We start from the raw sequence: 26,585 nt of genomic DNA, 5'->3' as shown, positions 1-26,585 counted from the left end.
CGAATGCGACATGGTAAAACTTTGTGGGGTAGCAACCGAATCTGGTTGCTACCCCACAAAGTTTTGGTCAAGAAATTAGATTATTGCCGAAACAGGGTTGTCTCCGGCAGCGGCCTCTCCGGGGTTTTCGTTGAGGTCAATCCACTGGGAACCAGCGCTGCCTAGAATTGCGGTCCAAACCTTGCCGTGGCCGTGTACTCGAGTCGACTGGGTTTCTTCGGTGTTGTTGTAAACGAAGATCTTGTTAGCCGAGGGGTAGTAGGCAACTTCAGTGTAGATATTGTCGCAATGCCAGTTGTTTTCAAAGGTTTGCTCGCGGTTCGCAGCCCAGTATAGTGCGCGGTGGAGCAGGCGTGAGTTTTCGGAGCTGTATGGTAGGCCGGAAAGGTAGACGGCTCGACCATGACCGTAGGCGTGTGCTGCAATCTGGACGGATCCGTCCTTCATAGCCAAGACCTTGGTGTTCTCATCGAGGGCGTAGACATCTCCGCCACCTTCACCGTCATCGAAGGCTTCGGCAAGATCAGCGGTGATGAAGTGGTCTGTTGTCACCTCATGGTACTTGTCGGTATTGAGGGTCAGGTGGGTTTCGCGTTCAACTCCAAGTACATCGGAGAGCTGGAGGAATGCGCCGTTTTGCTGGTAAGCAGAAGGCTCACCCACACCGATAAAGGCGCCACCGTCAGCTACCCATTGACGAATGGTGGTTACTAGCTGGGTATTACCCCAAGCAAGGTCACCACTGAAAGCGGTCCCGGCGCTACCAGCGTTAATCAAGACGCCGATTTCATCAGGGACGCCATTTTCGACGTCTTCGAAGGAGAGGAACTTGACCTCGAAGGGTAGACCCGCCAAGGATTCGATTACCCCAAGGTAGGTGTATATCTGCTTGTACCACAGGGCGTGTGCCACCATGTGGGTCTGCCAAGACCGAATCTTGCCCCAAGCGTTGAGCACACCAACAGTGAATGGGGCATCAGCTGGGCGGATGCCTTCGGATTGGATATGGATTTGCCGGAACTCTTCACAGATTTGTTCGACTCGATTAACGAAATCGGGGAACTGAACAGCAAGCGAAAGGTAGCCGCCGTAGCCCATACGATCGAGTGGGGAACGAACAATTGCTCGGCGTGCATCGAGCCATGAGCGGTTGGCTTCACCGATTGGGTCGCCCTCGGCGTTGAATACATCGGGGAAGAAGTAGGGGAGGAAACGACCTTCCGTGTACTTTACTCCGGGAATGTCACTGATCATACGGCAGGTGGCGGCCGAACCGACGGAACCGACCACGGCGTCCATCCCAATTTCTGGGAAGTATGGGCCATATGGTTCCATGCCGATCCAGTTGTCCCCTAGGAACATCATGGCTTCTTTACCGGCCTCGTGGGTGATCTTCACCAGTTCTTTTGCTTTTTCGGTTACGAAACGGTGAGTGAAGTCCATCCAGTCTAGGAACTGCGGTTTAGGACTACGGAAGGGGTTGTTGTAATAGCCTTCGTCTACGAAATCTTCTGGGGTTAGTTCGTAGCCGTAGACTTTGGCGAATTCGTCCATGGCACTTTCGCTGACCGAGGCCGAGTAACCGAACCAGTCAACAAACTTTTCTTTGCCCACATGGTTGAAGACCAAGGTGAAGTGGTAGAAGAAGGTGGTGAAGCGGACAACATCAACTTCGGGGTGTTCTAGGCACCATTGCTTGAGTGCGCTCTGCATATGTTCCCAAGTTTCGGGGATGCGCACATCGTAGGGCATTTCTTTGCAACGCTTCGGGTCTAGATGCCAGTCGTTGGTGATGTAGTTATACATCTGGGTTGAGTCCCACATTTGCTTGGCAAAGAAGTTGACGGTGTAAACGTGGCCGGGGATAGCTTCTGCTAGCTTGACATGCGAATCGTCGACAAGTGACCACTTGGAGGGGCTGATGGTTTCACCGGTGGTGCGGTCAATGACCTGCCACATTTTGGTGACGTCAACGTCGGTATCGGGGCTGACTTGTTGGGCGAAGTAGCCGTCCATTACGTCAATGACTAGTTCGCCCTCGGTAAGGGCGGGGATGCGCTTACTCATCAGGTAGAAATGAGTGCGGTCGAGTGGCCTTGATTTCGCCCAGTCGTTGTCGCCTCGGGCGGGGAAGTAGGTGGAGTAAACCTTGGCGAAAAGCTCCGAGGCAACTGCGGGTAGTTCAGTACCATCAGAGTTGCGAACAGCATCTGCCCCGAGACGTTCCATCAGTTCTTTGATTTCTTCGTCCATGCCAACTTCGATGGGCAGGGTTACGCGGCCTTTTTCGGTCATTTTTTTCCTTTACTTGTTTTGCTCGGTTGGCATGGCAATTTTGACACCTGCCAAGTGTAGGTTCTGATAGATTTCGGGTTGTGCCCCTGGGCCTAGTAACAGTTCGTCCACTTGGTCATGCCCACAGATGCGGGCGAAGGCACTTTTGGCGGCTTTGGTGTGGTCTGCGACGGCGATTACTTTTCGTGCTCTTTCGATCAGTAGCTGGTTGATGGCTGCTTCCTCAGCATTGTGGGTGTAGTAGCCATCATCAAGACTAATTGCATCTACTCCAAAGAAGGTTACGTCAATATTGATATGAGGCAAAATTAGGGTGGCAAGCGGGCCGACTAGTTCATATGAGCGAGTGCGGGCGACCCCACCGGTGCAGACGACGCGGATATTTGATCGCACCGTAAGATCGTTGGCAATGTTGACTGCATTGGTCACTACGGTGACTGGGTGCAACTGATAATGCGAATCTTGATCGGAACGGATCCCTAATTCGTGGGCGAGTTCAGTCATAGTAGTACCGCCATTGAGGGCGATGGTTGACCCTGGTTCGATGCGGTCCACCGCAAGCGAAGCGAGGGCGCGTTTTTCGTCCCCTTGTCGGCTAGTGCGGTACCGTAGGGGCAGATCACCCGTAGAGGTATTAGCTCTAGCCCCGCCTCGAGTTCTTGTAATTAGTTGTTGGCGGGCGAGGGCGTCAAGGTCTCGGCGAGCAGTTGCCCCAGAGATATGGAGAGCGGCAACTACATCGTCAATGGTAATGGAGCCACGTTCGATGACAAGATCAACTAGTTTTCCTAGCCGTTCGGAACGATTCATCATGCTCCTTTGCATTGATTGTCTAATCATCACTTAGGCGAAAAGTATATAACAAAAAAGTGATTGAAGGTGATAGAAAGCATGTTAAACTGAGCAGAAGAAATGAACATAATGGGCAGTCGTCCTCGGCGGTGATTGCTACACGATTCGCACTAGCGCATTGGAGGGCTAATGTACACCTTGGGAATCGACGTTGGTGGTACCACAATCAAGTCTGCTCTAGTTGATCCGGCAGGTTCCTTGTTGGCCAAAAAACGAACTCCCACTCCCAAGGGTGCTGAGCCTTTGGCCCAGACGGTGGCGCAAATTGCTAGGGAATATGAAACTTTAATCCATGATGGCGAGCTGCACGACTATCGCGGAGTGGTGGATGAAACTCGGGTGCGTCATACCGTCGGGGTAGCTGTTCCCGGTGTAGTTGATGAAGAAGCAGGTTGTGCAGTCTTGTCAGTCAATTTGGGTTGGGAAGACGTGCCGATGGCAGAGCTTTTGCAAAAAGAAATTGGCCGTCCAGTGGTGCTGGGTCACGATGTTCGTTCTGGGGCGTTGGCTGAGTCGATTTGGGGGCAAGCTGGCCCAAACACGGTTTTCCTCGCGATTGGCACGGGGATCGCAGCAGGCGTGATTCTGGATGGTAAACCACGAGTCGGCCGGGGATGGGCCGGTGAAGTCGGACAGAGCATTATTCACGATCCTTTTAATCCTTCTCAGCGGGTGCCGATGGAACAGATTGCGTCGGCAGCCTCGATCGCTCGCCGCTTTCTGGAGCGGACCAGTTATGATTCGATCGATGGGGCCCGGGAAGTATTTGAGTTAGCGGCGAAGGGTAACTCGGTAGCAAAGCAAGTAATCGATGAGGCTTGTGAAGCTTTGGCAGACAGTGTGGTTTCTGCGGTCAGTTTGCTCGGTCAGGTCCGTATCGTGATTGGTGGGGGATTGGCCGAGGCCGGTCCAGACTTGATTAACCCTTTGCGTCAAAAAGTTAGGAATCGTATCGGGGTTTTGCCTGAGCCGGAAATTATTGGTGCCAAACTGGGTTCTTGGGCGCAAACCCGAGGGATTGCGTATGCCGCCATGAGGCAAGAACTCGGTCTTTCCTGGTAGACGCAAGCTGCCTTCCAGGTGTATTTTAGGGGTTAGCTTTTACTTTCAGAGAGGATAGTTATTATGCCGTTAGTCGATCTTGTTTCCGTAGCTAAATCAGCTAAATCGCAGGGTGTTGGTTTAGGAGCTTTCAACGTGGTGCTCTTAGACCACGCTGAAGCTTTCGTCCGAGCTGCAGAAGCGCTTGATGTGCCTTTGGTACTGCAGCTTTCCCAAAATGCGGTGAAATACCACGGAGCTCTAGAACCAATTGGTGAGGCCATTTTGGCCTGTGCTCGTGGAGCGAAGGTGCCGGTGGTTGCCCACCTAGACCATGCTGAAGATGTCGATTTGTGTCACCGGGCGGTAGAACTTGGGTTTACTTCGGTAATGTACGATGGTTCTAAACTTCCAGATGAACAAAATCGTGAAACAACTGCGGAAGTCGTGAAGTGGTGCCATGAACGCGGAGTCAGTGTGGAAGCTGAGCTGGGCGAAGTTGGTGGCAAGAACGGGGTGCATGATCCTTCCGCGCGTACGAGCCCAGAGGATGCTGCTAAGTTCGTTGCCGATACTGGAGTGGATTTATTGGCAGTGGCAGTTGGCTCTAGCCACGCTATGACCACTCGTGGGGCTAAGCTCGACAATGAATTGATTCGCCAGATTGCCCAGGCAGTCCCAGTACCGTTGGTATTGCACGGTTCTTCTGGAGTGTCAGATGAAGGTATGGCTGAAGCTATTCGCGCCGGAATGACCAAGATTAATGTCTCTACTCACCTCAACGTGGTCTTCACCCAGGCCGTGCGCGAGTTCTTGGCGGAAAGTCCAGACGTTGTCGATCCGCGTAAGTACTTCAGGGCAGGTAATGAAGTTGTGGAAGCTGAAGTGAAACGCTTGTTGAACTGGTACAACGAGGTCTAAGGACAGCGTTGATGACCAACTCACCAGCGAAGAATGCTACCGAGACCGCCCTCGGCCAGACTTGCGACGAAATCGGAGTGGGGGCAACCATCACCGAAGGTCAAAACGCTGAGGGCAGACCGGTAAAGCCAACTCGCAAACGTCGTATTGGCGTGATGGGTGGTACCTTTGATCCGATCCACCATGGGCACCTAGTGGCTGCCTCAGAAGCTCAAAGTGCGTTTGAATTAGATGAAGTGATTTTCGTGCCGGCGGCTGTTCAACCATTTAAAGCTGGACGTGAGGTGACTTGTGCCGAACATCGTTATCTCATGACGGTTGTGGCGACTGCCGCAAACCCAACTTTTTCGGTATCTCGCGTAGATATTGACCGAGGTGGAACCACCTACACTATTGATACATTGACTGATCTTTTTGCTGACCGGGATGAGGTCGAACCGTACTTTATTACCGGTGCTGATGCCTTGGCGCGAATCCTCGAATGGAAGGATGCTGATAAGCTGTTGGAGATGGCCCAGTTTGTTGGTGTAACTCGACCGGGGCATAAGTTGTTGGACCCCTCGGGTGGAATGGGTAATGTCAAATTGTTGGAAGTGCCGGCGATGGCGATTTCTTCCACAGATTGTCGTGAACGAGTTCGGGAAAACAAACCGGTTTGGTATCTAGTACCTGACGGGGTAGTGCAATACATCAAAAAATACGGTTTATACCGTTAGATACCAGTAATACCGGTAAGATGAATACGAATCATTAAATAAAATTTGAGGGGTAATAGTGGCAGTTTCAGAACTTGCATTAGATCTAGTTCGTAAAGCAGCTTTGAAAGCGTATCAGAGGGGCGCCTTAGAGCCGGTAGCACTTGACGTGTCTGAACGAGTCTTTCTCACAGACGTATTCTTGGTGTTGTCAGCCGACTCCCAGCGAGGGGTAAAAGCAGCAGCTGATGCCGTTGATGAAGCGATGGTTGCTGAAGGTATTCGCCCACTACGTCGAGAGGGTGCTGACGCAGCAAACTGGGTATTGATGGATTACGACCACTTTGTGGTTCATATTTTCCTCGATGAGCAGCGTGAATTTTATGGTTTGGAACGACTCTGGGGTGACTGCCCTAGTGTCGACCTGCAACTACCAGCCGAGCGTCCAGCAGAAGCAAAAGCTGAGCCCGAAGAAGTTAACACCATTATTGGGCTTTAGTGTTGTGTTGGGTGTCACATCAAACTGGTTTGCGAAGAGTGCTGACGATCAGTAAACTATTATTCGTTGCTTGAGAGTGGCACCCGATAAATGGGGCTATGGCGCAGTTGGTAGCGCGCTTCCATGGCATGGAAGAGGTCAGGGGTTCGAATCCCCTTAGCTCCACCAACTAGATGCTGGTTTGGATACAATCCAAGCCAGCATCTTTTTTCATGCCCGAAAGTGGCTTATTCCTTGTAAATACTGGGTTTTGTGGGGGAGTGGGGTGGCAGGTGAGAGCGCTATATTAGTGGCTTTGTGGGGCGTTTGTGGGGCCTGGCGAGGGTTCGGATGTCGGATTTAGACGGCTCGTGGATTGGGCGTCAAAAGGTATAGGCCAACGTCAAAAAGTATGGGCTGGCGTCAAAAGGTTTAGATGTAGCGTCAAAAGGTTGAGCCGGGGGCGTCGAAAGGTTCGGTGAATGGAACCTGTCCGGTTCCTCCCCCTCCTTGGGAGCGTTCCATGTTGATAGCCACAAGGAATTCGTGACTTATGTGGATGATGTGCATGCACACCGAGCCGACGGACTGCTAACCGAAGACCGCCAGTTCGTCCTCACCACCGCCACCCAACGAGACATCAGCCTGGCACTACCTCAACGATGGCACTTCTGATGGGAGAGCAAGACTGGTCGGTAGCGCTGTCTTCTAAGTCTTCCTGGGGCCTCTCGTGGTTGAGGCTCCAGTGAACTGAGTCAGCCATTTGGCGGATTATTTGTTCGCGCCGGATGGCGTTTTCCAAGAATTTGTCGTGGATGAGCGCTTGGGCTTCATGGTGGTCAGGCATAGCATCAATGATGGCGTCCATACCGATGAAGCGGAGGGAGTTATTTAGCCATGTTGCGCGTCGTTTTCAAGAAGCCAAGCAGAGAGAATTTCAAGGAGGTCTGGTCGTAGCCTGTCATACGCTTCGACGAGTTGGTCGCCTTCAAGCGCTGCTCGCAATTCGCGGATCTGATTGCCGGATTTGTGCTCATAGCCTTGTGGGTGTGCTCACATGCAACTAACACAAAAAGATGGGTCTCTATTCGTCCAGTTGACGAAGTGCAGGTATTACGTCTTTCTAACATTTCAGGTTGACAATGGCGAAGGCTCGCAGTAGCACGCATGAATCGTCACTAGATCATGTTAAGTTTCAATGAAGAGATAAACGATGAATAACAAACGACGCACATTTCTCGCAGCTGCCGTTGCGGCGACAATTACCCTAGGCGGAGCCTCTATGGCATTCGCAGAAGATATTCTCGGCGGGAATTGGTACTACGGAACTAATTATGCCACCGGGAATGCATCGTCTTCTTTTTACCACTCCACGTCCCATCACTGGACTTCGATTGGAACTTCTAGTGGGAAGTATGCTCGCGATGAGGCTGGTGCAGGAAACACTGCTAGCACTTGGTTGTGGCGAACCCCTGGATCATCTGTAGAGTTTAAAGCTGGCGCCAACGGGTATACTAAAACTCGGTGATCTTAATCGTTGATCTAACATGATTGTTTGATTAATGAAACGATTAGTCCAAGTCGTTGGTGTATTCCTCGGGATAGTAGTTTTCGCCCTCGCATTTTTAAGGGCGGTTCAGCTAGAAAATATGCTTCCCTTAGGAGCTAACGATGTTGGCTACATCAATTTTCAGCATTCCACACTCACAGCTCAGCAGATTGATGAAGGGCTATCCAAAGTTAGTGCTGATGCGGGCTTAGAAGTTCTGCAACTATCAGGTACCACTGGGACGCGGGAAGTGAAGATTATTTCTCGCGGTGCTAACCAGCCTGCAGCTCAGGTATCTCTTGCCTGGTATCGCCCCGTTAAACATGGGACGCTTCTTCCAGCTGCCGCCGTCCCCAATGCTCCCCACAGTGGAATATATGCGCTGAAAGGTTCCAGTACCGCTCGGGCAAGCTTTGAAAAATGGCTGAACAGTATTGGTGCTGTCAATACCTGGGAGCGCTTCACGGTTTTACAAACCTATTTCCTGCCCCTGGCGTATCAGGGGGTTTTAATGATCTTTGGGGTCGCGGCTCTGCTTGTTTTGGCCGCGATTTTTGCATGGTTTGTGGCCTTGGCGCGCTCCCGTGTAATCAGACTATCTGCAGGTCATTTCCGACGCGAAATTATTTTTAGCGATAATCGTAGGCTGCTAAAGCTTCTTGGCTACCCGTATATCTTCACCCTAGCGGGGTGTTTACTAGGATTTGCTGCCTACCGTCCGAGTTTGGTGCTACAGCTGATAGTACCGGTTGTGGCGCTATCGGGTTTGGTTTTCTTACTACTAAGTAGTGCTGCCACAGTTATTTCTTTACTGACGTTTCCCAAAGTAATTGATTGGGTTGAAAGAAAACCTCTAGTCGGCAGATTCTCTACTATCGCGGGCGTATTTTGTGCCGCTGCGATCATACTTTCTACCGCGTTGACACCACTAACTTACCGTGCACTGCTGGTTTCTAGAGAGAACGAACTGGCGGCCCAGCAGGCTATGCAACTGCCTGAACGATATTCAGTAAGTTTTGGTGGAATCGTAGATGAAAGCCGCGATTACGACCCGCACGTGTCTTCTTTTGCTGCCATGGCGAGAGAAAAAGAAAAGGCAGGAGAGCTGGTTTTAACTCGACAAAAACACGTCCTCCCAAGTGAGATGCCTTTATTGTCTAAACAGGGATACCAAAGCGTAGTAACCCTAAATTCCCAGGCTTTCCAGGATTTACAAAACGTCCAGGGAGGCTGTAGTTTCCGCGTTGCGAGTGAAGTTTCTAAAGACTCGTCGCTAGTTACAGAAATCCTTGATGCGATACTTTTGTCACCAGATAAAGTTCGGGAGTTAAAGTTCTATACTTGCCCGATCGATGAACCCACCATTGCGGTAGAAAATCAGGGAATCTATGCGTTAGCTCATCAGCCGCTGGTAGTGGTTGTGCCCGGAGTAGATGCGTTAGCTTACGAAGGTATGATCATGGGCTACGCCACGAATGGGTCAATCATTTTTTCCAACCCTAAAGCGGTAATCCAAGCGGCCAGCCAGTTCGGTCTGAACCTTACCGCTGATAGCACCAAAGATACTGTCAGTGTTTACGCTGAAGACCAGCATCTTGGCTATCTGGTTAATCTATTGTCTATAGTGGCCCTGTTTATCATGATGCTGTTAACGATATACACAAGCGCGAGCATCATGACAGCTACTAAAATCCGTAGTTTCTTCCCGTTATTCTTAGCTGGTCGTGCTATCAGTCAGTTGCTGCGCTGGAATATCGCTGTAGATATGGTTTTCGTCCTCCTAGGCGTTGGGGCAGCTGTGGCGCTGTCCTGGATTATTGAGATACCCACACCATATTCCCTGATTTTGTTAGTTGCCTGCTGGTTGATGCTCGGTACGGTAACGATCCGGCATTTTGTTTTAAAAAATGCTCTACATAACCAGGCCTACCGGAAAGGATAGTCGTGGAACTAAGAATCGATAACCTTGGGATTAAAGTGGGGAACCGCCAGCTTCTTAGCGGCATTAACTTTTTGGCTGCTTCCGGTGACCTGGTGGGCATTATTGGTCCCAGTGGGTGCGGGAAAACCACTCTGTTAAATACCTTGGGCTTACTGCTGCCTATCTGTCAAGGCAAGGTTTTTTATAATCGAGCCGACATAACCCAGTGGTCGCAACGGAAAATTAGCCTTTTTTGGCGTAATCATGCCGCGTTCGTGATCCAAGACGCTGGGATCGATGAGGACGAAAATCTTGCCTACAATGTCAGTTTGAAAAATGGTTTAAGAAGAAACCGGGCCGACGCCCCACTTTGCAGCGCCTTGGAAGTGGTTGGGTTGGGAGGACGCGCTGATGAAAGCGCACGCATCCTCAGTGGCGGAGAGCATCGCCGGCTAGCAATCGCCCGTGCCATATACCGAAAATCTGATGTGATCTTTGCGGACGAGCCGACCGCTTCCCTAGATGGTGAGAACCGGCTTCATATCCAAAACCTGCTCGCTGCGGAAGCAGAACGTGGCGCGCTGGTGCTAATCTCCACCCACGACCAGGAACTCGCTAAGGCTTGCACCAAAATTCTTGACCTCAGCCAGCACGTTTCTCACTAAACGCAAGGAGCTCATGAAGTACGCCTTTGAGAGCAAGTTTGCCCATGATGGAATGCCCTGTGGCGGGTTTTCCCTTGTAAATGCTGGGTTTTGTGTGGGAGTAGGGTGGTGGGTGAGAGTGTTGCCGCAGTGGCCTTGTGGGGTGTTTGGGCTTCTATGCCCCCTGCAATTGAAATCAAAAAAGCCCATGAAACCACCGGCGCTGCTGTATCTAGATAACATGTATAAACGTAATTTTAGTTACTAATACGCGCTAGCTTAAAAACTTTCAAAGTAGGGCAAAATTCCTAGCAGTTGAAGTAGAGCTAGTAAAGTAACGAATACTGCCGCAATCCCCAAGATAAGTTGCCAGCGTAGGTTCCATTTAGTCAAACGCCAACGTTGATACAAAGTGCGTTTCCGTCCGGTTTTTTTATCTGAAGCATCAGGCATTTCAAGCCAAAAAATGCCGCAGAAAAATACCGCTAAACAGCCAAATATCATGAGCTCAATAATTAGCTTCAACATATCTAGTGGCTTCCTCTAGATTCGACCATGTTGAACGTCTATTTTGGTCATGTCCATAAGACTTTTTGTTCCGATCATGTCAGCAATAGAATTTCCTCTATATCTCAAGAAGTTTAGAGTATTAGTTCCTGCTTTATGAGATATAGATCGTCGGTATGTTTCCTTGAGACTTCGCATAGATTTTACATTATTTGCAAAAATTCATACTTCTCTCGCAAGAGACAAGAAACGTTCATTGTTTGCCCTGCCAAGCCTGGTTCAAGCACGAAGCAGATTTTTTTGGTTGATCCCTTAGAGATCAACAGAGTAACGAAGATGAGCACCAATAACACCGGCAATGAAATTATGGATCTCAGCTAGGTTGCAAAAGACCTCGTAGCGCAATGAGGTAATCAAAGAACAACTACGAGCGGGCTAATAAGAGGAAACATACACAAAATGCCTAGGAGTTATTGCGGAATAGGTGAATGACAGTCGTAATAGCCAAAAGACAAATTGCAAATAGGCCAATCAAAAATAGGGGAATACCAAGGATCCCAAGTTCGTTAAAGCCCTGATCCTCGTATAGGAAAATACCAACATTTGCCATGGAACCAAAACCGAATGAATAGGCCCACATCGATAAGCTAAAACCTGCTTCAAAGACCCATGGGATTAGTCGGATTAGATAGATCAAATTGAGTAAACCATAACCGATAAGTGCTTCGGAAAATAGGTCGATATGTCCGCCAGTGGCCGTCAAATATGCGGCGCAACCGACGAATGCAGGGGCCAGTTGAATCCCTAATACTCCACGGGTAGCTGCACTGAGCGGACTGCCAGTTCGAAGTCGATGCAAAATGCTAGCTTCCAGACTGATCCATGAAAAGATACCTGCGCCAAAAAATAACATGGCCCAATGTTGTTGATGCAATACTCCGAGTGCCATCGTGCTAGCGAAGGGTGAAGCCACACTGGGGAGATAAATAATTGGGGTAGTAGCCTCAATAGTATGCGTGCCACGCCATAGGCCAGCAGCCCGATATGCCGCAAACAGTAGTTGGCCAACTATCCCTACAAACATCATTATCTCTGCCGCAAAATGTTGCCTTGGAAAAAGCGCGATTCCCATCAGGATAGTCGTGATAGGAATTAGGCTAATGAAACAGCACTGGATAATATTGCCTAGTTCTTGTTTTGCTACGCAGGAAAAATAGACCCACTTATAGAGGTAACTAACCATTAACACAGCCCAAATAACCGCGGCAATAGACAAAAATATCTGAGAATAAATTATTGGAATAGAAAGAGCTAAAGAACCGTGCCGGAAAGCCAAGCCGCCACTAAGCATCCCTAAGGCAATACTGAAATAGTTTACTGGCAAACAAAAGGCATTAGCCTCGCAAGAGTCGTTACCACAATGCTCTGAATCAAGCCTATCTTTTAACATACAAATCACTAGTTCTATTAATCAAAGGGACAAAAAGTAATACGGTAACCAATCGAGAAAAGCTAAAGGAAACCTTGCTGTATTCTAGGCACCACTTGATGATTCGTAAAGCCGGACAGGTTCAGATTAAGTAGCTTTGCAAACAATGACAGTTCACTGTTGGGATTTGCTGTTTTCACCTGGGTAAAGATGCGCAGGACATTTGCAGTTTTTCGCGCAGTCTAGGCTGGTTGTATCCGTGCATAAAAAGGTCTGGTGCGGCGAACCAAAATCTCCACACCAGACCAGTGCAAGTTTTAGCGGAAACCCAAAATTCTAGATGAAAATTGGGGCCTTTTCAGAATCCGGTATCTCCTCGTCCAATGCTGTCGCCATACGACGCCAGACAAAGACAATCGCCAGCAAGGTAATCAATGCAGTTAACAAGCCAACCAGGTTGCTGCCAGTGGCTGCTAGGACCACGTAACCAGTGAGCGATGCTGCCATACAAGTGAGCGCGTAAGGCAACTGGGTGCGAACGTGGGTAATCAACGAGGACGAAGCGCCAGTAGCGGACAAAATGGTGGTATCCGAAATCGGGGAACAGTGATCGCCCATTACCGAACCGGCCAAGACTGCGCCAATGGCTGGGATCAAATACTCAGGTGCATTGACATGAATAATCAAATCGCCGGCAATCGGAATCAAAAGACCGAAGGATCCCCAAGAAGTACCAGTGGAGAACGACATGAGGCAAGCGGCAATGAACATGACCGGGATCAACCATTGCGGGGCCAAGTGCGCGGTTTCTACCAATGAACCTAGATACTTACCAGTGCCTAGAGCCGAGATCAAAGAGCCCAAAGCCCAAGCCAAAAGCAAGATAACTACTGCTGGAAGCATAGAACGGGCACCCTGGACCACACCACGACCAAAAACCTTAGAGTCAAAGGTCTGGTTATTACGAGTCTCCGAGAAGTAAAGCAACAAGGCAGCAAGCAAACCAGCAAGGCCACCAATCATTAGCGACTCAGTCACCAAAGTATTTGCCAGCATATCCATCAAAGTCCAAGATTGTCCTTCAATCCCACCGGTAACCAACATGGCTCCAATCACGCCCACAATCAAAGCGATGAAAGGAACAACCAGGCTACGCATCTTGCCTTCAGGATGCACCGGAAGGTCATCGCCCAACTCACCTGGGATCTCATCGTTCGGGCTATAAGTTTCGCCCTCGCGAATAGCGCGACGTTCCTCGGTACGCATAGGACCAAAATCGATCCCAAAACTAATCATTAGTAGCACCATCAATACAGCGGTGATCGCATAGAAATTAGTAGCTGCAGCACCCAAGAAAACGGTAACTTCACTTTGCTGGAGGCCGGCCGCCACCACGATTGGCGCGAGAAGACCAATAATTGAGGCGCCCCACGAGGAGAACGGTGCCAAAACCGCTACAGGTGCCGAGGTAGAGTCAATAATGTAGGCAAGCTTAGCGCGCGAGACATGGTATTTATCAGTAATTGGCTTCGCTACCTGGCCCACGGCCAAAGCATTGAAATAGTCATCAATAAAGATCGCGATACCGAGGATGGCAGCCAAGAACTGGGCTCCCTTACGATTCTTGATTTTGCCTGCAGCCCACTCGGACAGAGCTGCAGAGCCACCTGACATCAAAATTAGAGCAGTGATAACGCCAAGAATAATAAGGAACAACAGAATATAAATCTTATCTGTGTTCAAAGCTCCATCGGCATAAAAAATACCAAAAAAAGCGCCCCAAATTTCTTTCAGGGTGCCAAGAGGTGACAAGTTTGCAACCAAAGCCGCAGCTGCCACAATGCCAATACCGAGACTTAAAAGAACTCGGCGGGTAACAATCGCCAAAATAATGGCAACCAGCGGTGGAACCACCGTTAAATAAGGGTATGCCTCAAGCACAGTCTACTCCTATCTTTGTATTAATGTGATAACTTATCGTCAATCTTGCCTTCAAGCAAGCTTATTTGGGCAATTGTTAGCAATGTTGCAGAAAACACTTAAATTCTATGGACCCGAAAGTTGTTAAAGAAAGTAGTAAATTTAGGATTTAAGTCCTACTTCGTGTTAGCCTGAAAAAGGCAATGTCGAAGTTGAGTGCCCTTCGTGCCGGAGCTTTAACGAGGAGGTTAAAAGTGTCTGACCAAGAAATAGACTCGCAAGCAATGGAAGAAATCGCAAAAATGGAAGAGTTTTTAGCAGATTCCGATATGCAAATTGAAATGAGAGTACAAAATCCCAAAACTGGTAACTTCGAAACTGTCTATTCCACCTACGGTTCTAATGCATCTTTAGGTATGGGGCAAGTGGATGCCCCGGGAGCCTATGGGGCACCTTTAGATATGAGCACCTACCAGCCAGATTCAAAGCTCAGCGAGACTGAATTTGAATGGATGTTAGCTGATCCAGAAAAATATCGACCCGCCTTGCTGGCTAGATATAGAGCGAGAAATCTAGAAAATCCAACTGGCAAGTTTGTCTTCGTAACACATCACCAATATGAAAACTTAGGCGGTTACATCATCGAACACGCAAAAGTCGGAGACACAATCGTGTTACTCGATGAAGGTGAATATCACGACCCTGCTAGCGAAGCGCTAGTGTTGCCCAAGAACTCGAATCTTATTGCGGTGGGGGATCCAAAACGTAGTTTGCTTGACATTTCAATTGCATTTCGAGCGAATAGCCGCAATAGGCTAAGTAATTTTACTTTGCTCAAAAAGCCGAAAAAATATGGGATTGCAGCTAATTCTGAAAATCTTACTTTGATTCTTTCTCGAATTTATATTGATTTCCCTGGCCCTGAAAATACTGGTTTGGCCTGTTTGGTCGGTCAGAATGCCGAAGTCTATCTGTTTGAAACCTATCTACTTTACCCACCAAAATGGGAAAACTATACGATCCATGTTGAGGAGGGAGCCTCGCTTTTAGCGGAGCATAGCGGGCTTGCGTATATTCGTTTTACTGATCAAGGAACGAGGGGAAAGCTAGTTGATTGCTTCACTAACGGTCTAAGAGTGACGAATGGGGCAGATGTAGTTGCGCAAGAGGGCCTGTTCTGTGGTCTCAATCAGTCGACGATAATCTCAGATCTGAGTGTTTCTAAGCGGGGTCGTTTAGTGATTGAACGGGTAGTTGGAGCTGACCAAGGCGATGTCACCTTCTATGTCAATGACGGAACCTTATTTATTGGAGAAATGGATATACCCCAAGAAACTAAAGTTAACGTGGTAACTGAAGGTGAAATGATGATCGCACAAGTGCCGCAAAGGCAAAATAATACATATCGTGAACTGTGAAAAGACTAGTTCAGTTCGTAGGCACTTTAGGTAATCGAGCTAATCTGAAAGTTGGTACTTGTTTCAAAGAAAGAAGTTTCTATAAAGAAACGGCTGCTCGGCCTACTAACTAAAATTCGGTGGGAATAAAAAGCTCTTAGCCTAGAGACTCTGTGGTGTTTGTCCTTGAAGTCGAGATAAAGTTACCGGTTCACTTTGTTTATCATCATCACAAAGTGCCAAGCTTGGTGAACTGCTCTACAAGAATGGTTAACCGCGGATCGTGCTGTGGTAGTACTTCTGGTCCGTCGATCCTGACAGCCTCAGATAAGGCAGTTACTCCGGCGACTTCTTGGTTTTGCTCTAGTAGACTCAGACCTGCGCTGAGCCATAGTTCAGATTTTAGTTCGCCGTCTGGGCAGAGTAATCCTAGATGGGCAGCGTTAAGGCTTTCATCCCATCGCTCAGCCATAGCATAAGCTTTTGCCAGAATATTGAAAAGATCGGCTGCTACATACCAGGTTGTTAGCGGGTCGGGTAACAAACTGAGTCCAACCAAGCTTAAGTATTGCAGGGACTTTGGGTCATCTTTCGCAAAGTCATCACCCGCCATTTTAATGATCCGCTTGATCAAGAGCATTGTCCGTGGATCGATATCCGAGGCAATATCGCGACGCTGAGGCACCGTCAATGTTTGGCGATATTTTGGAGGAAGCTCTTGCGACTGCCAATCTAAATCAATTTTTAATGCCTTAGGTAGTGCATTACCCGGGAATAAGTGGGCGACTTCAGCCGGTGGGTTTAGTGCTTGGGGGTGCGATGAGAAAGTTTGGGACATCAAAGTCTTTAATTTCTTCCGAGAGCGTCGTCTTTTTATCTGGGTCTTAGTGTTATTTACTTCAGGTCCGTTTATGTCGCTATTTGTGGTCATCATCGTCCTCCAATGAGCTCTCTTAGGGTTAAGTGTACATCGTTCTAGCATGCTGTTGCAGTGGTATTGCTGGATGTCACAAATGGCGAGTGCATTTTTTTAAAAAGAAAGACAAATTATGTTAAATATGAAAAGACATAATTGTTTTACTTTAAATCAACCTAATAGGCGTGACTTGCAATAAGAGTGTGTGAAATAAACCAAAATGGTGGATTTTTGTTAGAATAGGTTTATGGAGGGGATTATGTTCCGTGATATTTATCAGGAGCTAGGCACTGTTGTTAGTTTGTCTAAGTGGTGGCCGGCTGATCACCCCTTTGCGATCGGGGTGGGGGCAGTTCTTACTCAGAACACATCTTGGGTAAATGTTGAAAAAGCAATTCGTGGTTTGCAACTTGCTGGACTTAGCAGTCCTGAGCAAATCTTGCATGCGGATCCAAAAGATTTAATGGCAGTAATTCGTCCGGCAGGTTTCATGCGAGCAAAATCAAGCTACTTGCAAAATTGGGCTGAGTGGTGGCTTTATGACCATAAGCAAGCTGAACAAGTTGAAACTTCGCGATTGCGTAAGAGCCTGCTATCAATGCCTGGAATAGGGCCTGAAACAGCAGACGTTATCTTGCTTTATATATACTCGCGTCCAGTTTTTATCTGGGATAAATATGCAAGACGTCTAATGGTGGCACTCGGTTATGAAATGCCAACTACATATGAGAAGGCTCGAAGTAAGTATGGGCAAAGTGAAGAACTTAAGACTTTCTCCGTTGACGAACTTGAGCGTTTCCATGGATTAATTGTTGATGGAGCAAAGCAAGCTAAACTGGTAGGTGGCTGGGAATATTTCCTACCGTCACTAAAGGCGGATTCAAATCAGCGCGATATCTCTTTTAGTAAGAGAGTCTAAAAGCTTAGTAGGATATTCTTTTCAGTATCTACGATTCGTAAATATTCGAGTTTTTCGGCATTATTCGCTTCATGATTGTTGGAAAGAGAAATATGTCTGCTTATGACCAATGGCTTGCTGAGGTTCCGTCTGAACTAAAGCGGCAAAAATTGACTGAAATTCTGCAATGGATACAACGTTCGTATCCTGACTTGACAGTTGAAATCAAGTGGAAGCAGCCCATGTTCATCGATCCAGAAGGGCATTTTATTATTGCTTTTTCATACTCGAAACCGAATATCTTGGTTGCTCCAGAAGGGTATTTGATCGAGCAGTTCAGCGAAAAAATAATAGCTGCTGGATATAGCCATGGAAAGAAGCTAATGCGAATTGGTGACAATCAAGCCGTGGACTATGACCTTCTGTCGGACTTTATCGAAACTAATCTTAAGGTACGAAAAGGGACTGTCGGGTTCTGGCATAAATCCTAAGCGCGAAGCGTTTTTAACGCCTTCGCTGCAGGAACGAGCTGATTAAGAAGTGTTGCTAGTTCTTTTTCACGCCTTGGGTGGGGGGTAAAATCTCCCTCGGTTGAATCGACTGGGAAGGTTAGTGCCAACTGCGCCCGAATATCATAGAGGTTAAATTGGGCGGAAATACTGCGCCAATGCTCAATTGCTCTAATCGCTCCATCCCAAGAGTAGCCGACAAAAGCGATCGCTTTTTGGTTGAGTTCAGGTGATAGATGGTCGATAGCGTTCTTAAAGGCGCCAGGAATCGAATGATTGTATTCGGTTGTCACGAATATGTAGCCGTCGGCTTCGTCCATTACTTTGGACCATCGGCTAATGCGAGGATCAGGATACTGACGATGTAACATCGCTGGCGAAATCGTGCCGTTAAAAATAGGGAGATCAAATTCCTGTACGTCGACTAGAGTAAAAGTTGTCTCAGGCATTGCAGCGACGGCTTTTTCTAAAACCCAGTTAGCAACTTGTTCTCCAAAGCGGCCTTCGCGCACTGAACCCAAAACTATCGCAATTTTTGCCAACTTACTTTCCTCTTGACGTTTCTAAGTACTACCTAACTTCCATAATCATACGGGTACTAAAGTCCTACAAGCAAGGAAGATTGAATCATCTCACCATAATAGGTTTTACTGAAATATAAAAGCTATCAGATGGCGGTCATGGTTTGAGAGAAAATGTGCTGATAAGAATGAACTTGGGAGATATTGGTTTTGGTTATTTATCTTTGGTCTTTTGTTTACAGATATCTAGAATTTCAACGCCTTTGCCTGGCTTGCTGCCGATGGAAATGGCTTTCTGGACGTCACCTTTTGAGAGGGCCTCAGAAATCTGTTTCCCTTGATCAAGGGCATCGTTTAGTTTTTCGTTCAGCTCGCTAGAGGCAGCCGCATCTTTGGCTTTTTTAAGTTCCGACATGAACTTTTTTAGCGGAACTTCAAGTTTTTTGGGGCTGGCTAACGCATCCAAACCTAGCTTATTGACCTCATTTTTTAAATCATGGGTTGAATTTTCAATAATCAGGCAAGCGTCTACATCACTCTTGGGTTGGCCGCAGGCGCTCAATGGCAGAACCGAAAAGGTAATCACGAGGGCGGGGATAATGAGTTTGTGGCGCATGCTTTAAATGTATCGAAAGAGGACAAGTAGTGCAATCTTATTTGTTTCAAATTTGAGACACGTGTTTGCAATATGCAAACAATGTCTATTATAAGCTGTGTGCTATTTCATTTAGGCGTAAAGTAGTATTAGTTTTATCGCAGGATAATTCCTTTGGCAATGATGACAGGGAGGTCCTAAATGGCTAAATACCTCGACTATGAGGCTGAAAAAGGTGCGGTAGGTTCAAATCGGTCCGAAGTGACTAATGAACGTACGCTTGAACGATCACTAACCAATCGTCATATACAGTTGATTGCGATCGGTGGGGCGATTGGAACCGGGCTTTTTATGGGATCGGGAAAAACCATCTCGGTGGCCGGTCCCTCAGTGATTCTGGTTTACGCCATCATCGGATTTTTCTTATTTTTTGTGATGCGAGCTTTGGGTGAGCTATTGCTTTCAAACCTAGAATATAAAACCTTTGCCGATATGGCTGCAGACCTGCTAGGGCCATGGGCAGGTTTCATGGTCGGCTGGACATATTACTTTTGTTGGGTAATCACTGCAATAGCCGATATTGTGGCAATTACCGGTTATGTGCGGTTTTGGTGGCCAGATGTCCCGTTGTGGCTAGTGCCTTTAGCGACTATCGCACTCTTACTAACGATGAATATGGCCTCCGTAGGGATATTCGGCGAAATGGAATTTTGGTTTGCGATTATTAAGATTGTTGCCATCGTTGCCCTAGTGGTTGTGGCAATTGGAATGATTCTTACTGGATTTACTAGTCCTGATGGAGCCGAAGCTCGCTTTTCAAACCTATGGGATCACGGAGTTTTCCCTCATGGTAGCGCTGGCTTTATTGCAGCTTTCCAGATCGCGGTTTTCGCTTTTGTCGGTATCGAACTTGTCGGTACTACCGCAGCCGAAACTAAGGATCCTGAGATCGCTTTGCCAAAAGCGGTTAATGCCGTTCCCAGACGAATTGTACTTTTTTATATTTCGGCACTTGCTGCCATTATGTGTGTGACCCCTTGGATGGAGGTTTCTCCAGATAAATCTCCATTCGTTGGTATGTTCGCGCTTGCAGGACTTGGCATGGCAGCCACAATTGTCAATTTGGTGGTTTTAACCTCTGCTGCCTCAAGTGCGAATTCTGGAATCTATTCAACTGCTCGAATGCTTTATGGGTTGGCGCTGGCTAAACAAGCACCAAAAGCTTTTGGGCGATTAAACCAGCAAAATGTACCTGCACTTTCGCTAATTTTAACCGGAACTATGCTCTTAGCATCGATTCCAATGTTGTACTTTTCTGATTCTTTGATCAGTGCTTTCACAATTGTGACAGCTTTATCCAGTGTTCTTTTCATTGCGGTATGGACAGCGATTATGGCAAGTTATCTTCGCTATCGCCGATTGCGACCGCACTTGCATCAACAGTCAACCTTCAAGATGCCAGGTGGGATTGTTATGTCATGGCTCTGCCTAGGCTTCTTTGTCTTTATCTTATGGGCCTTAACTCAAGAAACTGACACCTTAATCGCCCTCGCCATCTCTCCAATTTGGTTCGGGCTACTAGCTCTTGCCTGGGCAGTTAGAAGCAAACTTGCCGATACTACACCTGCCCAAGTGGGTAGCTAAGGGAGCAGTAAACCGCTTTGAAAGGTCGCGTTAGGGAATATAGCGAGTAGCCAAGCTAGAGTCTTTTGCAGCAAATAGAGATGACAGGGAAAGGACAAGAATTATCAGACTTGCTTTACTTCTTTGGAGGAGTAAAGTCGGAATAGAACCCGGAACAGGAGCGGGCTCTTACCAAACGTTCACTAAGGCAGTGAACCGTCTTTAAAGGAGAAGACATGAGAGTTGGAATTCCTACTGAGGTAAAAGATAACGAGTTTCGCGTGGCCTGTACCCCCGATGGCGTCCACGCGTTAGTGGAACGAGGACATGAAGTTTTCGTTCAAACCGGTGCCGGCATCGGTTCGGCGATACCAGATGAAGCATATGTCGAGGCCGGAGCTCAGATGATTGACGATGCCGATGAAGTCTGGGAGCGCGCCGAGATGATTCTAAAGGTAAAAGAACCAATCGCGAGTGAATATCATCGATTGCGTCCAGGACTTCTACTCTTCACCTATTTGCACTTAGCTGCAGATGAAGAGCTGACCAAAGAACTATTGGAAAAAGAAGTAACTTCAATTGCCTATGAAACAGTGCAAATGCCTGACGGATCACTGCCTTTGCTCGCTCCCATGTCAGAAATTGCTGGTCGCCTCTCGGCCCAAGAAGGAGCGCACGCACTCCTGAAGTTCAATGGGGGGAGCGGAAAACTATTGGGCGGTGCTTCCGGTGTAGCTCGTGGTCAAGTAGTAGTTCTTGGCGGGGGAGTAGCAGGATTTTGTGCTGCACAAGTTGCTAGTGGCATGGGAGCAGATGTCACCGTGTTTGATGTCAATACCGCTCGGATGCGTTACATTGAGGAAGCTAGCCTACATCGCATTAGAACCCAGTATTCCTCTCCGCTGGCTGTGGCTAGCGCCTGTAAAGAAGCAGACCTGGTATTTGGTTCAGTACTGGTACCTGGCGCAAAAACTCCCAAACTCGTAACTAATGAGATTGTAAAACAGATGAAACCTGGATCAGTTTTGGTTGATATCGCAATCGATCAAGGTGGGTGCTTCGAAGATTCTCATCCGACCACCCACGCTGATCCAACTTTTAAAGTTCATGAATCGATCTTCTACTGTGTTGCTAATATGCCTGGTGCGGTTCCCTTCACCTCGACCTATGCTTTGACCAATGCGACCATGCGGTACTGTACCTTGCTCGCTGATAAAGGCTGGGAAGAAGCCTGTAAAGTACGTCCAGAGCTTGAACAGGGGCTAACTACTCACGCAGGAAACTTGTATTCAGTACCAGTAGGCGAAGCGCTGGGAATCCATACCGTTTCTTTACCGCAATAGATCACTGCATCTAAGCTTGAGGTGAGGCCAAATCATTTTGGTCTCACCTCAACTTTGTCTGGAAATAACCATTAGAAAAATCTCGAATGGTTATTTTCGTTTGGAGATACTGTGGGCAAATGATTGCAAGAGAGCACGACCAAAACTATTTGTTATTTCCTCAGATTGTGCGGCCAAAGTGACTGTCTCCAACCACTGCTTTTTGGCTTCAAACGCTGAAGCTCCCTGCTTTAACATGGCAGCTACCTGCAAATCTGCAGTTCTTTGGGCGCTCATCTCAGGATGATGCTGGAAACCTAGGAGACTCCCAAAACGCCAAGTATGAATCGGGCAGCGCGAGGAGCTTGCAAGTAGATCAGCACCTGGTGGAAGTCGCAAAATAGCATCGTAATGTGAAGCAGAAACTGACCAAGATGCCCCTGCTCCAGCTTCTTGTGCAGCCATTATTGCTGGTCCAAGCCATGGGTCTTGGAAGGAAAGCTCATTTGGCGTCCAAGAGACTAATCCGACTTCGTCTTGGCCTAGCGCAGGAACGGCTACTTGTCCTCCCAAAGCCTCGGCTGAGATCTGCGCCCCCAAACAAACTCCAATAATCGGGACGCTCTCACTAACCGCACGACTAATGAAATCCGCTAAAACAGGCAACCAATCGTGCTCGTGTGCACTATGGGCACTCATCATCCCGCCAAGTATTAAGAATCCTTCATCTGAGCGAGCGCGCTTAGGAATATCACTTTTAGTGTGGATAGGTAACAACCGAAAGGGGATCTCGAGTCCTCTTAGCCACCGAGGAAGTCGTCCCTTGCTGGCACTAATATCCGGCTGGAAAACAGTAAGCATTGAGACCTCCTTCGATGATAAATAAAACTAGCCTTTAGGATAGATCAACGTCTTAATGCATCAAAAGGCTAGCGAGATTTTGTCGGCAAACCCTCAAAATTAACAATTCGCTACCAATAGGACAGCATGAGGCAGGCTAAACTTTAGTTGTTAATTGAACTATCAAGTCACTGGGGGAGAAATGAAACCGCGGACTTTCAAAGGCGGCGCCACCGATTGGGCGAGTGAAGGAAAACCGCCCTCGGTCATTCCCACCCCAGCGCAGTTACTTGTGCCTAGCTTCGTCGCTGTTGACTTCGAAACAGCCAACCGAGCAGGGGCCGAATCGGCTTGTCAAATAGCACTAGTCTCCGTCGTCGAAGGGCAAATTGCAGGACGATATACGACGTACCTATTGCCTCCAGAAGAATATGGTCATTTCGAGTTCACCTACCTGCATGGCATTGATGAAGAGACCGTCGCAAACGCACCTACTTGGCACGAAGTAGCAGAAGACATTGCCGACTTTGTCGACCAACGACCAGTTTATGCTCACAATGCTAGTTTCGATCAAGGGGTTTGGCGCGCCCTCGATCGTTATTATCAACTAGAAACCATGCCCCCTGAGTTTTACTGTTCTTATCGAACTGCGCAGAAGCTAGTACCAAATCTAATTAACTACAAGCTACCCACCGTGGTACACGCACTCGATCCAGCTTTTAACTTAGACCACCACCAAGCAGACTCTGATGCCGAAGCCTGTGCTCGGATTATCATCGCCCTCCAACAAAAACTAAAACGGCTCGGATACTAAAAGTCGAGACCATAAGGTGCAAATTGCAAACTGAAATTGGTGGCGAAACCGACACTTAGACACCCACTTTTTGTTGAAAATGCTTCTTGGCAATTCCGAAAGAGGCGAGTAGAATCATATAGGCCAGCACCGGCCAATGGTTTACCACTCCGGGAGGTATTTTATGAAGCGTATCGGTTTCGATCACGATCGTTATATTGAACTTCAAACAAAACACATTAAAGAACGTCGTTCCCAGTTTGGCGGAAAGCTATACCTAGAATTCGGCGGCAAGCTCTTTGATGATATGCACGCTTCACGAGTCCTCCCAGGATTCACCCCTGACAACAAGATTGTCATGCTCGAATCCATGAAAGACGAAGTAGAAGTAGTGGTAGTTATCAACGCTCGTGACTTGCAGCGAAACAAGCAACGAGCCGACCTTGGGATCGGTTATGATGCTGACGTTCTACGCCTAATCGACGAATTCCGTGGTTACGGACTATACGTCGGTTCCGTAGTAATCAGCCATTTCGAGGACGATAACCAGCAAGCCCTAGCCTTCCAGCGCAAACTCGAAGGGCTAGGAGTCAAGGTATATCGTCACTTTATGATTCCGGGTTACCCACACGATGTTGAAAAGATCGTTTCCGACCAGGGCTACGGTCGCAATGAATATGTGGAAACATCTCGTGATCTGATTGTGGTCACTGCCCCAGGTCCAGGTTCTGGCAAAATGGCCACCTGCCTATCTCAGCTCTACCACGATCACCAGCGGGGGATTAAGTCCGGTTACGCCAAGTTCGAGACCTTCCCAATCTGGAACTTGCCACTAGCTCACCCGGTAAACGTTGCCTATGAAGCGGCTACCGCCGACCTAGACGACGTCAACATGATTGATCCTTTCCATCTTGAGGCCTATGGTGAAAAAACCGTAAATTACAACCGTGACGTGGAAATCTTCCCAGTACTAAATCGCTTGTTCGAAAAGATCCAAGGCAGCTCACCCTACAAGTCACCAACTGATATGGGTGTCAATATGGCTGGGCTATCTATTAGTGATGATGAAGCATGTCAGGAAGCTTCCAAGCAAGAAGTCATTCGCCGCTACTACCATGCGCTGGTAGCAGAACGTCGCGATAACCTCCCAGCAGAGCAGTCAGAACGTATCGCCGTACTGATGAGCCAGCTTGGGGTCAATGCTACAGATCGTCCGGTGGTTTCTCCGGCACGTACGGTGGCAGAACAGACTGAAGCTCCAGCTGCAGCAATCGAACTTGCTGATGGCACTGTGCTTACCGGTAAGACCTCAGAACTTTTGGGTTGTTCCTCGGCGCTCTTGCTCAACGCGCTAAAGTACTTGGCTCAAATTGATGACGACGTGAAGCTCTTGTCGCCTGGGGCGATTGAACCAATCCAGACGCTAAAGACTCACTCTCTAGGTTCAAAGAACCCACGTTTGCACACAGATGAAGTATTGATTGCTTTGGCTGTGTCCGCTCAATCTGATGATAAGGCTCGAAAGGCACTTGAACAGATTGACAAACTGCGTGACGCCGAAGTGCATACCACCACCATCCTTGGTTCGGTAGATACCGGAATCTTCCGCTCGCTGGGGGTAAATGTAACTTCAGAACCCGTTTACCAAGGCAAGGGTCTTTACCAAAAGTAACCCACGGTAAACCATAGAAACCAATAATAGTTTGGCCCGGTTGCAAGCAACGCAACTGGGCCAAACTATTTTAGGTTTATAACCAGTCTTTCTTTTTAAAGACAATGAACAAGATCAAGGAACTGAGCAGCATTGAGCCAAGGGCCGCTAGGTAGCCATACTCCCAGTGCAACTCCGGCATGTTATCGAAGTTCATGCCGTAAATTGAACCGATAAGAGTTGGAACTAATAGAATCGCGCCCCAAGAAGAAATGACTTTCATGTCTTCATTGCGCCGTTGATCCGCCAAGGTCGAATTAACTTCCAGAATCTGAGTGAGCATGTCTCTAAAGTCGGCGATGCGATTAACTACTCGAGTTAGATGGTCTTCCACATCGTCCAAGAAATCTTGGGTTGATTGTGGTCGATCAAGCCCGGTGAAACCGTATTCAAGATCTTCAATCACTTCAACTACTGGATTCATCGCGCGCTGTAAGTCAATAACTTCGCGGCTCAAACGATAAATACGTTCTGGGGCAGTGGGGTCACCAGAAAATACCTGACGTTCAATTTCATCAATATCGGTCTGGATATCGCGCACAACCGGAATGGAACAGTCAACCACATGGTCGAGGAAATGGTAAAGCACTGCTTCAGGGCCGGCTTGCAATTGTTCCGCGTTAGGAACTAGCTTGCGATAACTCCAAGGTTTGGGGCGAGCCAAGCGTTTGCGCACTACGATAAACAAATTGTCAATATGAACAATATGTAGTTCGGTAAAATCAACGCTCTCTGCTTCATCATCATAGACAGGCCGCGACAGCACCATAAATAACGCCTCTGAATGGCGTTCGATTTTCGGTTGCTGACCACCAGCGACAAGGTCTTCAACCAACAAGGTATTTAGATCAAGTAGGCCAGCTAAATCCATAATTTGTTCAGTCGAAGGCCGGTCCAAAAAGAGTAGGCCTATCCGGCTTCGATTGGCATTGGGAGCATTCACGAACTTAATGAAATCGTTAATGCTCTCCCAAGACGACTCATGGATCGGCATCCCGTCATCGAACACAAAAGCTGGATTTCCCTCGGCTTTACCGCCGCTAACCCCGACACCAGGATTGTTAGTCACTCTTAAGGTAGGTGTAGTTCTGGGCATTCGGTTAGTGTCTTTTGCGATGCGCATAGTAAGCACCTCCTAATAGTGGGGCAAAACGAAACGGGGACATTATCCTAGTCTATGTTAATCGAGGACGTATAAGAATGTGGGC

General features: G+C 48.0%; 25 protein-coding genes and 1 tRNA gene. 16 read left to right on the top strand and 10 right to left on the bottom strand.

Going from position 1 to position 26,585, the window contains the following annotated elements; genetic code table 11:
- Positions 1-75 precede the first annotated feature (75 nt).
- Entirely contained in the window at positions 76-2,295 is a 2,220-nt protein-coding gene (gene gnpA, locus BK816_RS05005) for a 1,3-beta-galactosyl-N-acetylhexosamine phosphorylase (protein ID WP_071164196.1), read from the bottom strand.
- A 9-nt stretch (positions 2,296-2,304) separates the two neighbouring features.
- Positions 2,305-3,108: a DeoR/GlpR family DNA-binding transcription regulator gene (locus BK816_RS05000; RefSeq protein WP_236842296.1), complete on the bottom strand. Its 804-nt coding sequence runs from the start codon at positions 3,106-3,108 to the stop codon at positions 2,305-2,307.
- Positions 3,109-3,276: 168 nt separating this feature from the next.
- Here BK816_RS05000 and BK816_RS04995 point away from each other — a divergent pair, with 168 nt between their 5' ends.
- The 9 genes from BK816_RS04995 (at position 3,277) to BK816_RS04955 (ending at position 10,417) form a co-directional block, all read left to right on the top strand.
- Positions 3,277-4,209, top strand: coding sequence for an ROK family protein (locus BK816_RS04995; protein WP_071164194.1), 933 nt, complete (start codon positions 3,277-3,279; stop codon positions 4,207-4,209).
- Between the two features lie 63 nt (positions 4,210-4,272).
- Positions 4,273-5,109, top strand: coding sequence for a class II fructose-bisphosphate aldolase (locus BK816_RS04990; protein ID WP_071164193.1), 837 nt, complete (start codon positions 4,273-4,275; stop codon positions 5,107-5,109).
- An 11-nt stretch (positions 5,110-5,120) separates the two neighbouring features.
- Positions 5,121-5,825 carry a nicotinate-nucleotide adenylyltransferase gene (gene nadD / locus BK816_RS04985; RefSeq protein WP_083379083.1) on the top strand — a complete coding sequence of 235 codons (705 nt, stop codon included), beginning with the start codon at positions 5,121-5,123 and terminating at the stop codon, positions 5,823-5,825.
- 58 nt (positions 5,826-5,883) lie between these two features.
- Positions 5,884-6,303, top strand: a complete 420-nt coding sequence (gene rsfS, locus BK816_RS04980; RefSeq protein ID WP_071164192.1) for a ribosome silencing factor — start codon at positions 5,884-5,886, stop codon at positions 6,301-6,303.
- Positions 6,304-6,395: 92 nt separating this feature from the next.
- Positions 6,396-6,471, top strand: a tRNA-Ala gene (locus BK816_RS04975).
- Positions 6,472-6,828: 357 nt separating this feature from the next.
- Positions 6,829-6,957 (top strand): hypothetical protein, encoded by a 129-nt coding sequence (locus BK816_RS09735; RefSeq protein ID WP_257786284.1) that lies wholly within the window; start codon positions 6,829-6,831, stop codon positions 6,955-6,957.
- Positions 6,958-7,495: 538 nt separating this feature from the next.
- Positions 7,496-7,810: a lactococcin 972 family bacteriocin gene (locus BK816_RS09830; protein WP_071164190.1), complete on the top strand. Its 315-nt coding sequence runs from the start codon at positions 7,496-7,498 to the stop codon at positions 7,808-7,810.
- A gap of 34 nt (positions 7,811-7,844) precedes the next feature.
- A complete protein-coding gene (locus BK816_RS04960) occupies positions 7,845-9,773 on the top strand; it encodes a hypothetical protein (protein ID WP_071164189.1) in 1,929 nt (642 codons plus the stop codon).
- Positions 9,774-9,775: 2 nt separating this feature from the next.
- Positions 9,776-10,417, top strand: a complete 642-nt coding sequence (locus tag BK816_RS04955) for an ATP-binding cassette domain-containing protein (protein WP_071164188.1) — start codon at positions 9,776-9,778, stop codon at positions 10,415-10,417.
- A gap of 258 nt (positions 10,418-10,675) precedes the next feature.
- Here BK816_RS04955 and BK816_RS04945 read toward each other — a convergent pair whose 3' ends face one another.
- From BK816_RS04945 to BK816_RS04935, 3 genes are all read right to left on the bottom strand, one after another.
- The gene (locus BK816_RS04945) at positions 10,676-10,924 is read right to left on the bottom strand and encodes a hypothetical protein (protein ID WP_071164186.1); all 249 of its coding nucleotides are present in this window, start codon (positions 10,922-10,924) and stop codon (positions 10,676-10,678) included.
- Between the two features lie 442 nt (positions 10,925-11,366).
- Positions 11,367-12,353: a dicarboxylate transporter/tellurite-resistance protein TehA gene (gene tehA / locus BK816_RS04940; RefSeq protein WP_071164185.1), complete on the bottom strand. Its 987-nt coding sequence runs from the start codon at positions 12,351-12,353 to the stop codon at positions 11,367-11,369.
- A 315-nt stretch (positions 12,354-12,668) separates the two neighbouring features.
- Positions 12,669-14,273: a Na+/H+ antiporter NhaC family protein gene (locus BK816_RS04935; RefSeq protein WP_071164184.1), complete on the bottom strand. Its 1,605-nt coding sequence runs from the start codon at positions 14,271-14,273 to the stop codon at positions 12,669-12,671.
- 233 nt (positions 14,274-14,506) lie between these two features.
- Between BK816_RS04935 and BK816_RS04930 the strand changes: the two genes are divergently transcribed.
- Positions 14,507-15,670 carry a hypothetical protein gene (locus BK816_RS04930; protein ID WP_071164183.1) on the top strand — a complete coding sequence of 388 codons (1,164 nt, stop codon included), beginning with the start codon at positions 14,507-14,509 and terminating at the stop codon, positions 15,668-15,670.
- Between the two features lie 208 nt (positions 15,671-15,878).
- Here the strand turns inward: BK816_RS04930 and BK816_RS04925 are convergent, their stop codons facing one another.
- Positions 15,879-16,583, bottom strand: coding sequence for a hypothetical protein (locus BK816_RS04925; RefSeq protein ID WP_156981995.1), 705 nt, complete (start codon positions 16,581-16,583; stop codon positions 15,879-15,881).
- Between the two features lie 229 nt (positions 16,584-16,812).
- Here BK816_RS04925 and BK816_RS04920 point away from each other — a divergent pair, with 229 nt between their 5' ends.
- Together BK816_RS04920 and BK816_RS04915 are read left to right on the top strand one after the other, a co-directional pair.
- Positions 16,813-17,484 carry an endonuclease III domain-containing protein gene (locus tag BK816_RS04920; RefSeq protein WP_071164181.1) on the top strand — a complete coding sequence of 224 codons (672 nt, stop codon included), beginning with the start codon at positions 16,813-16,815 and terminating at the stop codon, positions 17,482-17,484.
- Between the two features lie 92 nt (positions 17,485-17,576).
- On the top strand, positions 17,577-17,954 hold the full coding sequence (locus tag BK816_RS04915; RefSeq protein ID WP_071164180.1) for an iron chaperone: 378 nt from the start codon (positions 17,577-17,579) through the stop codon (positions 17,952-17,954).
- Here BK816_RS04915 and BK816_RS04910 read toward each other — a convergent pair.
- Together BK816_RS04910 and BK816_RS04905 are read right to left on the bottom strand one after the other, a co-directional pair.
- Complete coding sequence (locus BK816_RS04910) at positions 17,951-18,514, bottom strand: NADPH-dependent FMN reductase (protein ID WP_071164179.1); 564 nt, start codon at positions 18,512-18,514, stop codon at positions 17,951-17,953. The genes BK816_RS04915 and BK816_RS04910 overlap by 4 nt on opposite strands.
- Before the next feature lie 193 nt (positions 18,515-18,707).
- On the bottom strand, positions 18,708-19,079 hold the full coding sequence (locus BK816_RS04905; protein WP_156981994.1) for a hypothetical protein: 372 nt from the start codon (positions 19,077-19,079) through the stop codon (positions 18,708-18,710).
- Between the two features lie 210 nt (positions 19,080-19,289).
- Between BK816_RS04905 and BK816_RS04900 the strand changes: the two genes are divergently transcribed.
- Both BK816_RS04900 and ald read left to right on the top strand, forming a co-directional pair.
- Positions 19,290-20,732, top strand: coding sequence for an amino acid permease (locus BK816_RS04900; protein ID WP_071164177.1), 1,443 nt, complete (start codon positions 19,290-19,292; stop codon positions 20,730-20,732).
- Positions 20,733-20,947: 215 nt separating this feature from the next.
- Entirely contained in the window at positions 20,948-22,054 is a 1,107-nt protein-coding gene (ald, locus tag BK816_RS04895; RefSeq protein WP_071164176.1) for an alanine dehydrogenase, read from the top strand.
- Positions 22,055-22,144: 90 nt separating this feature from the next.
- On the opposite strand, the gene BK816_RS04890 is transcribed toward ald, so the two are convergent.
- Positions 22,145-22,894 (bottom strand): type 1 glutamine amidotransferase, encoded by a 750-nt coding sequence (locus tag BK816_RS04890; RefSeq protein ID WP_071164175.1) that lies wholly within the window; start codon positions 22,892-22,894, stop codon positions 22,145-22,147.
- A gap of 181 nt (positions 22,895-23,075) precedes the next feature.
- Between BK816_RS04890 and BK816_RS04885 the strand changes: the two genes are divergently transcribed.
- Together BK816_RS04885 and BK816_RS04880 are read left to right on the top strand one after the other, a co-directional pair.
- On the top strand, positions 23,076-23,687 hold the full coding sequence (locus tag BK816_RS04885; protein ID WP_083379080.1) for a 3'-5' exonuclease: 612 nt from the start codon (positions 23,076-23,078) through the stop codon (positions 23,685-23,687).
- Positions 23,688-23,850: 163 nt separating this feature from the next.
- Entirely contained in the window at positions 23,851-25,338 is a 1,488-nt protein-coding gene (locus BK816_RS04880) for a DUF1846 domain-containing protein (RefSeq protein ID WP_071164174.1), read from the top strand.
- 76 nt (positions 25,339-25,414) lie between these two features.
- Here BK816_RS04880 and BK816_RS04875 read toward each other — a convergent pair whose 3' ends face one another.
- On the bottom strand, positions 25,415-26,500 hold the full coding sequence (locus BK816_RS04875; protein ID WP_071164173.1) for a magnesium and cobalt transport protein CorA: 1,086 nt from the start codon (positions 26,498-26,500) through the stop codon (positions 25,415-25,417).
- Between the last annotated feature and the right edge of the window lie 85 nt (positions 26,501-26,585).

The organism is Boudabousia tangfeifanii, assembly GCF_001856685.1.
Classification (GTDB): Bacteria; Actinomycetota; Actinomycetes; order Actinomycetales; family Actinomycetaceae; genus Boudabousia; species Boudabousia tangfeifanii.
The sequence above is the reverse complement of the archived record's forward strand: the minus strand, read 5'-3'. Positions and strand labels throughout refer to the sequence as shown.

Bases quoted from the DNA above. Each gene is read 5' to 3' on its own strand.
- BK816_RS04885 (WP_083379080.1), top strand. From the start codon at position 23,076: ATGAAACCGCGGACTTTCAAAGGCGGCGCCACCGATTGGGCGAGTGAA.
- BK816_RS04915 (WP_071164180.1), top strand. From the start codon at position 17,577: ATGTCTGCTTATGACCAATGGCTTGCTGAGGTTCCGTCTGAACTAAAG.
- BK816_RS04880 (WP_071164174.1), top strand. From the start codon at position 23,851: ATGAAGCGTATCGGTTTCGATCACGATCGTTATATTGAACTTCAAACA.
- nadD (WP_083379083.1), top strand. From the start codon at position 5,121: ATGACCAACTCACCAGCGAAGAATGCTACCGAGACCGCCCTCGGCCAG.
- BK816_RS04925 (WP_156981995.1), bottom strand. From the start codon at position 16,583: ATGATGACCACAAATAGCGACATAAACGGACCTGAAGTAAATAACACT.
- ald (WP_071164176.1), top strand. From the start codon at position 20,948: ATGAGAGTTGGAATTCCTACTGAGGTAAAAGATAACGAGTTTCGCGTG.
- BK816_RS04990 (WP_071164193.1), top strand. From the start codon at position 4,273: ATGCCGTTAGTCGATCTTGTTTCCGTAGCTAAATCAGCTAAATCGCAG.
- BK816_RS04960 (WP_071164189.1), top strand. From the start codon at position 7,845: ATGAAACGATTAGTCCAAGTCGTTGGTGTATTCCTCGGGATAGTAGTT.
- BK816_RS04875 (WP_071164173.1), bottom strand. From the start codon at position 26,500: ATGCGCATCGCAAAAGACACTAACCGAATGCCCAGAACTACACCTACC.
- BK816_RS04890 (WP_071164175.1), bottom strand. From the start codon at position 22,894: ATGCTTACTGTTTTCCAGCCGGATATTAGTGCCAGCAAGGGACGACTT.
- BK816_RS09830 (WP_071164190.1), top strand. From the start codon at position 7,496: ATGAATAACAAACGACGCACATTTCTCGCAGCTGCCGTTGCGGCGACA.
- BK816_RS05000 (WP_236842296.1), bottom strand. From the start codon at position 3,108: ATGATGAATCGTTCCGAACGGCTAGGAAAACTAGTTGATCTTGTCATC.
- gnpA (WP_071164196.1), bottom strand. From the start codon at position 2,295: ATGACCGAAAAAGGCCGCGTAACCCTGCCCATCGAAGTTGGCATGGAC.
- tehA (WP_071164185.1), bottom strand. From the start codon at position 12,353: ATGTTAAAAGATAGGCTTGATTCAGAGCATTGTGGTAACGACTCTTGC.
- BK816_RS04900 (WP_071164177.1), top strand. From the start codon at position 19,290: ATGGCTAAATACCTCGACTATGAGGCTGAAAAAGGTGCGGTAGGTTCA.
- BK816_RS04995 (WP_071164194.1), top strand. From the start codon at position 3,277: ATGTACACCTTGGGAATCGACGTTGGTGGTACCACAATCAAGTCTGCT.
- BK816_RS04945 (WP_071164186.1), bottom strand. From the start codon at position 10,924: ATGTTGAAGCTAATTATTGAGCTCATGATATTTGGCTGTTTAGCGGTA.
- BK816_RS04920 (WP_071164181.1), top strand. From the start codon at position 16,813: ATGGAGGGGATTATGTTCCGTGATATTTATCAGGAGCTAGGCACTGTT.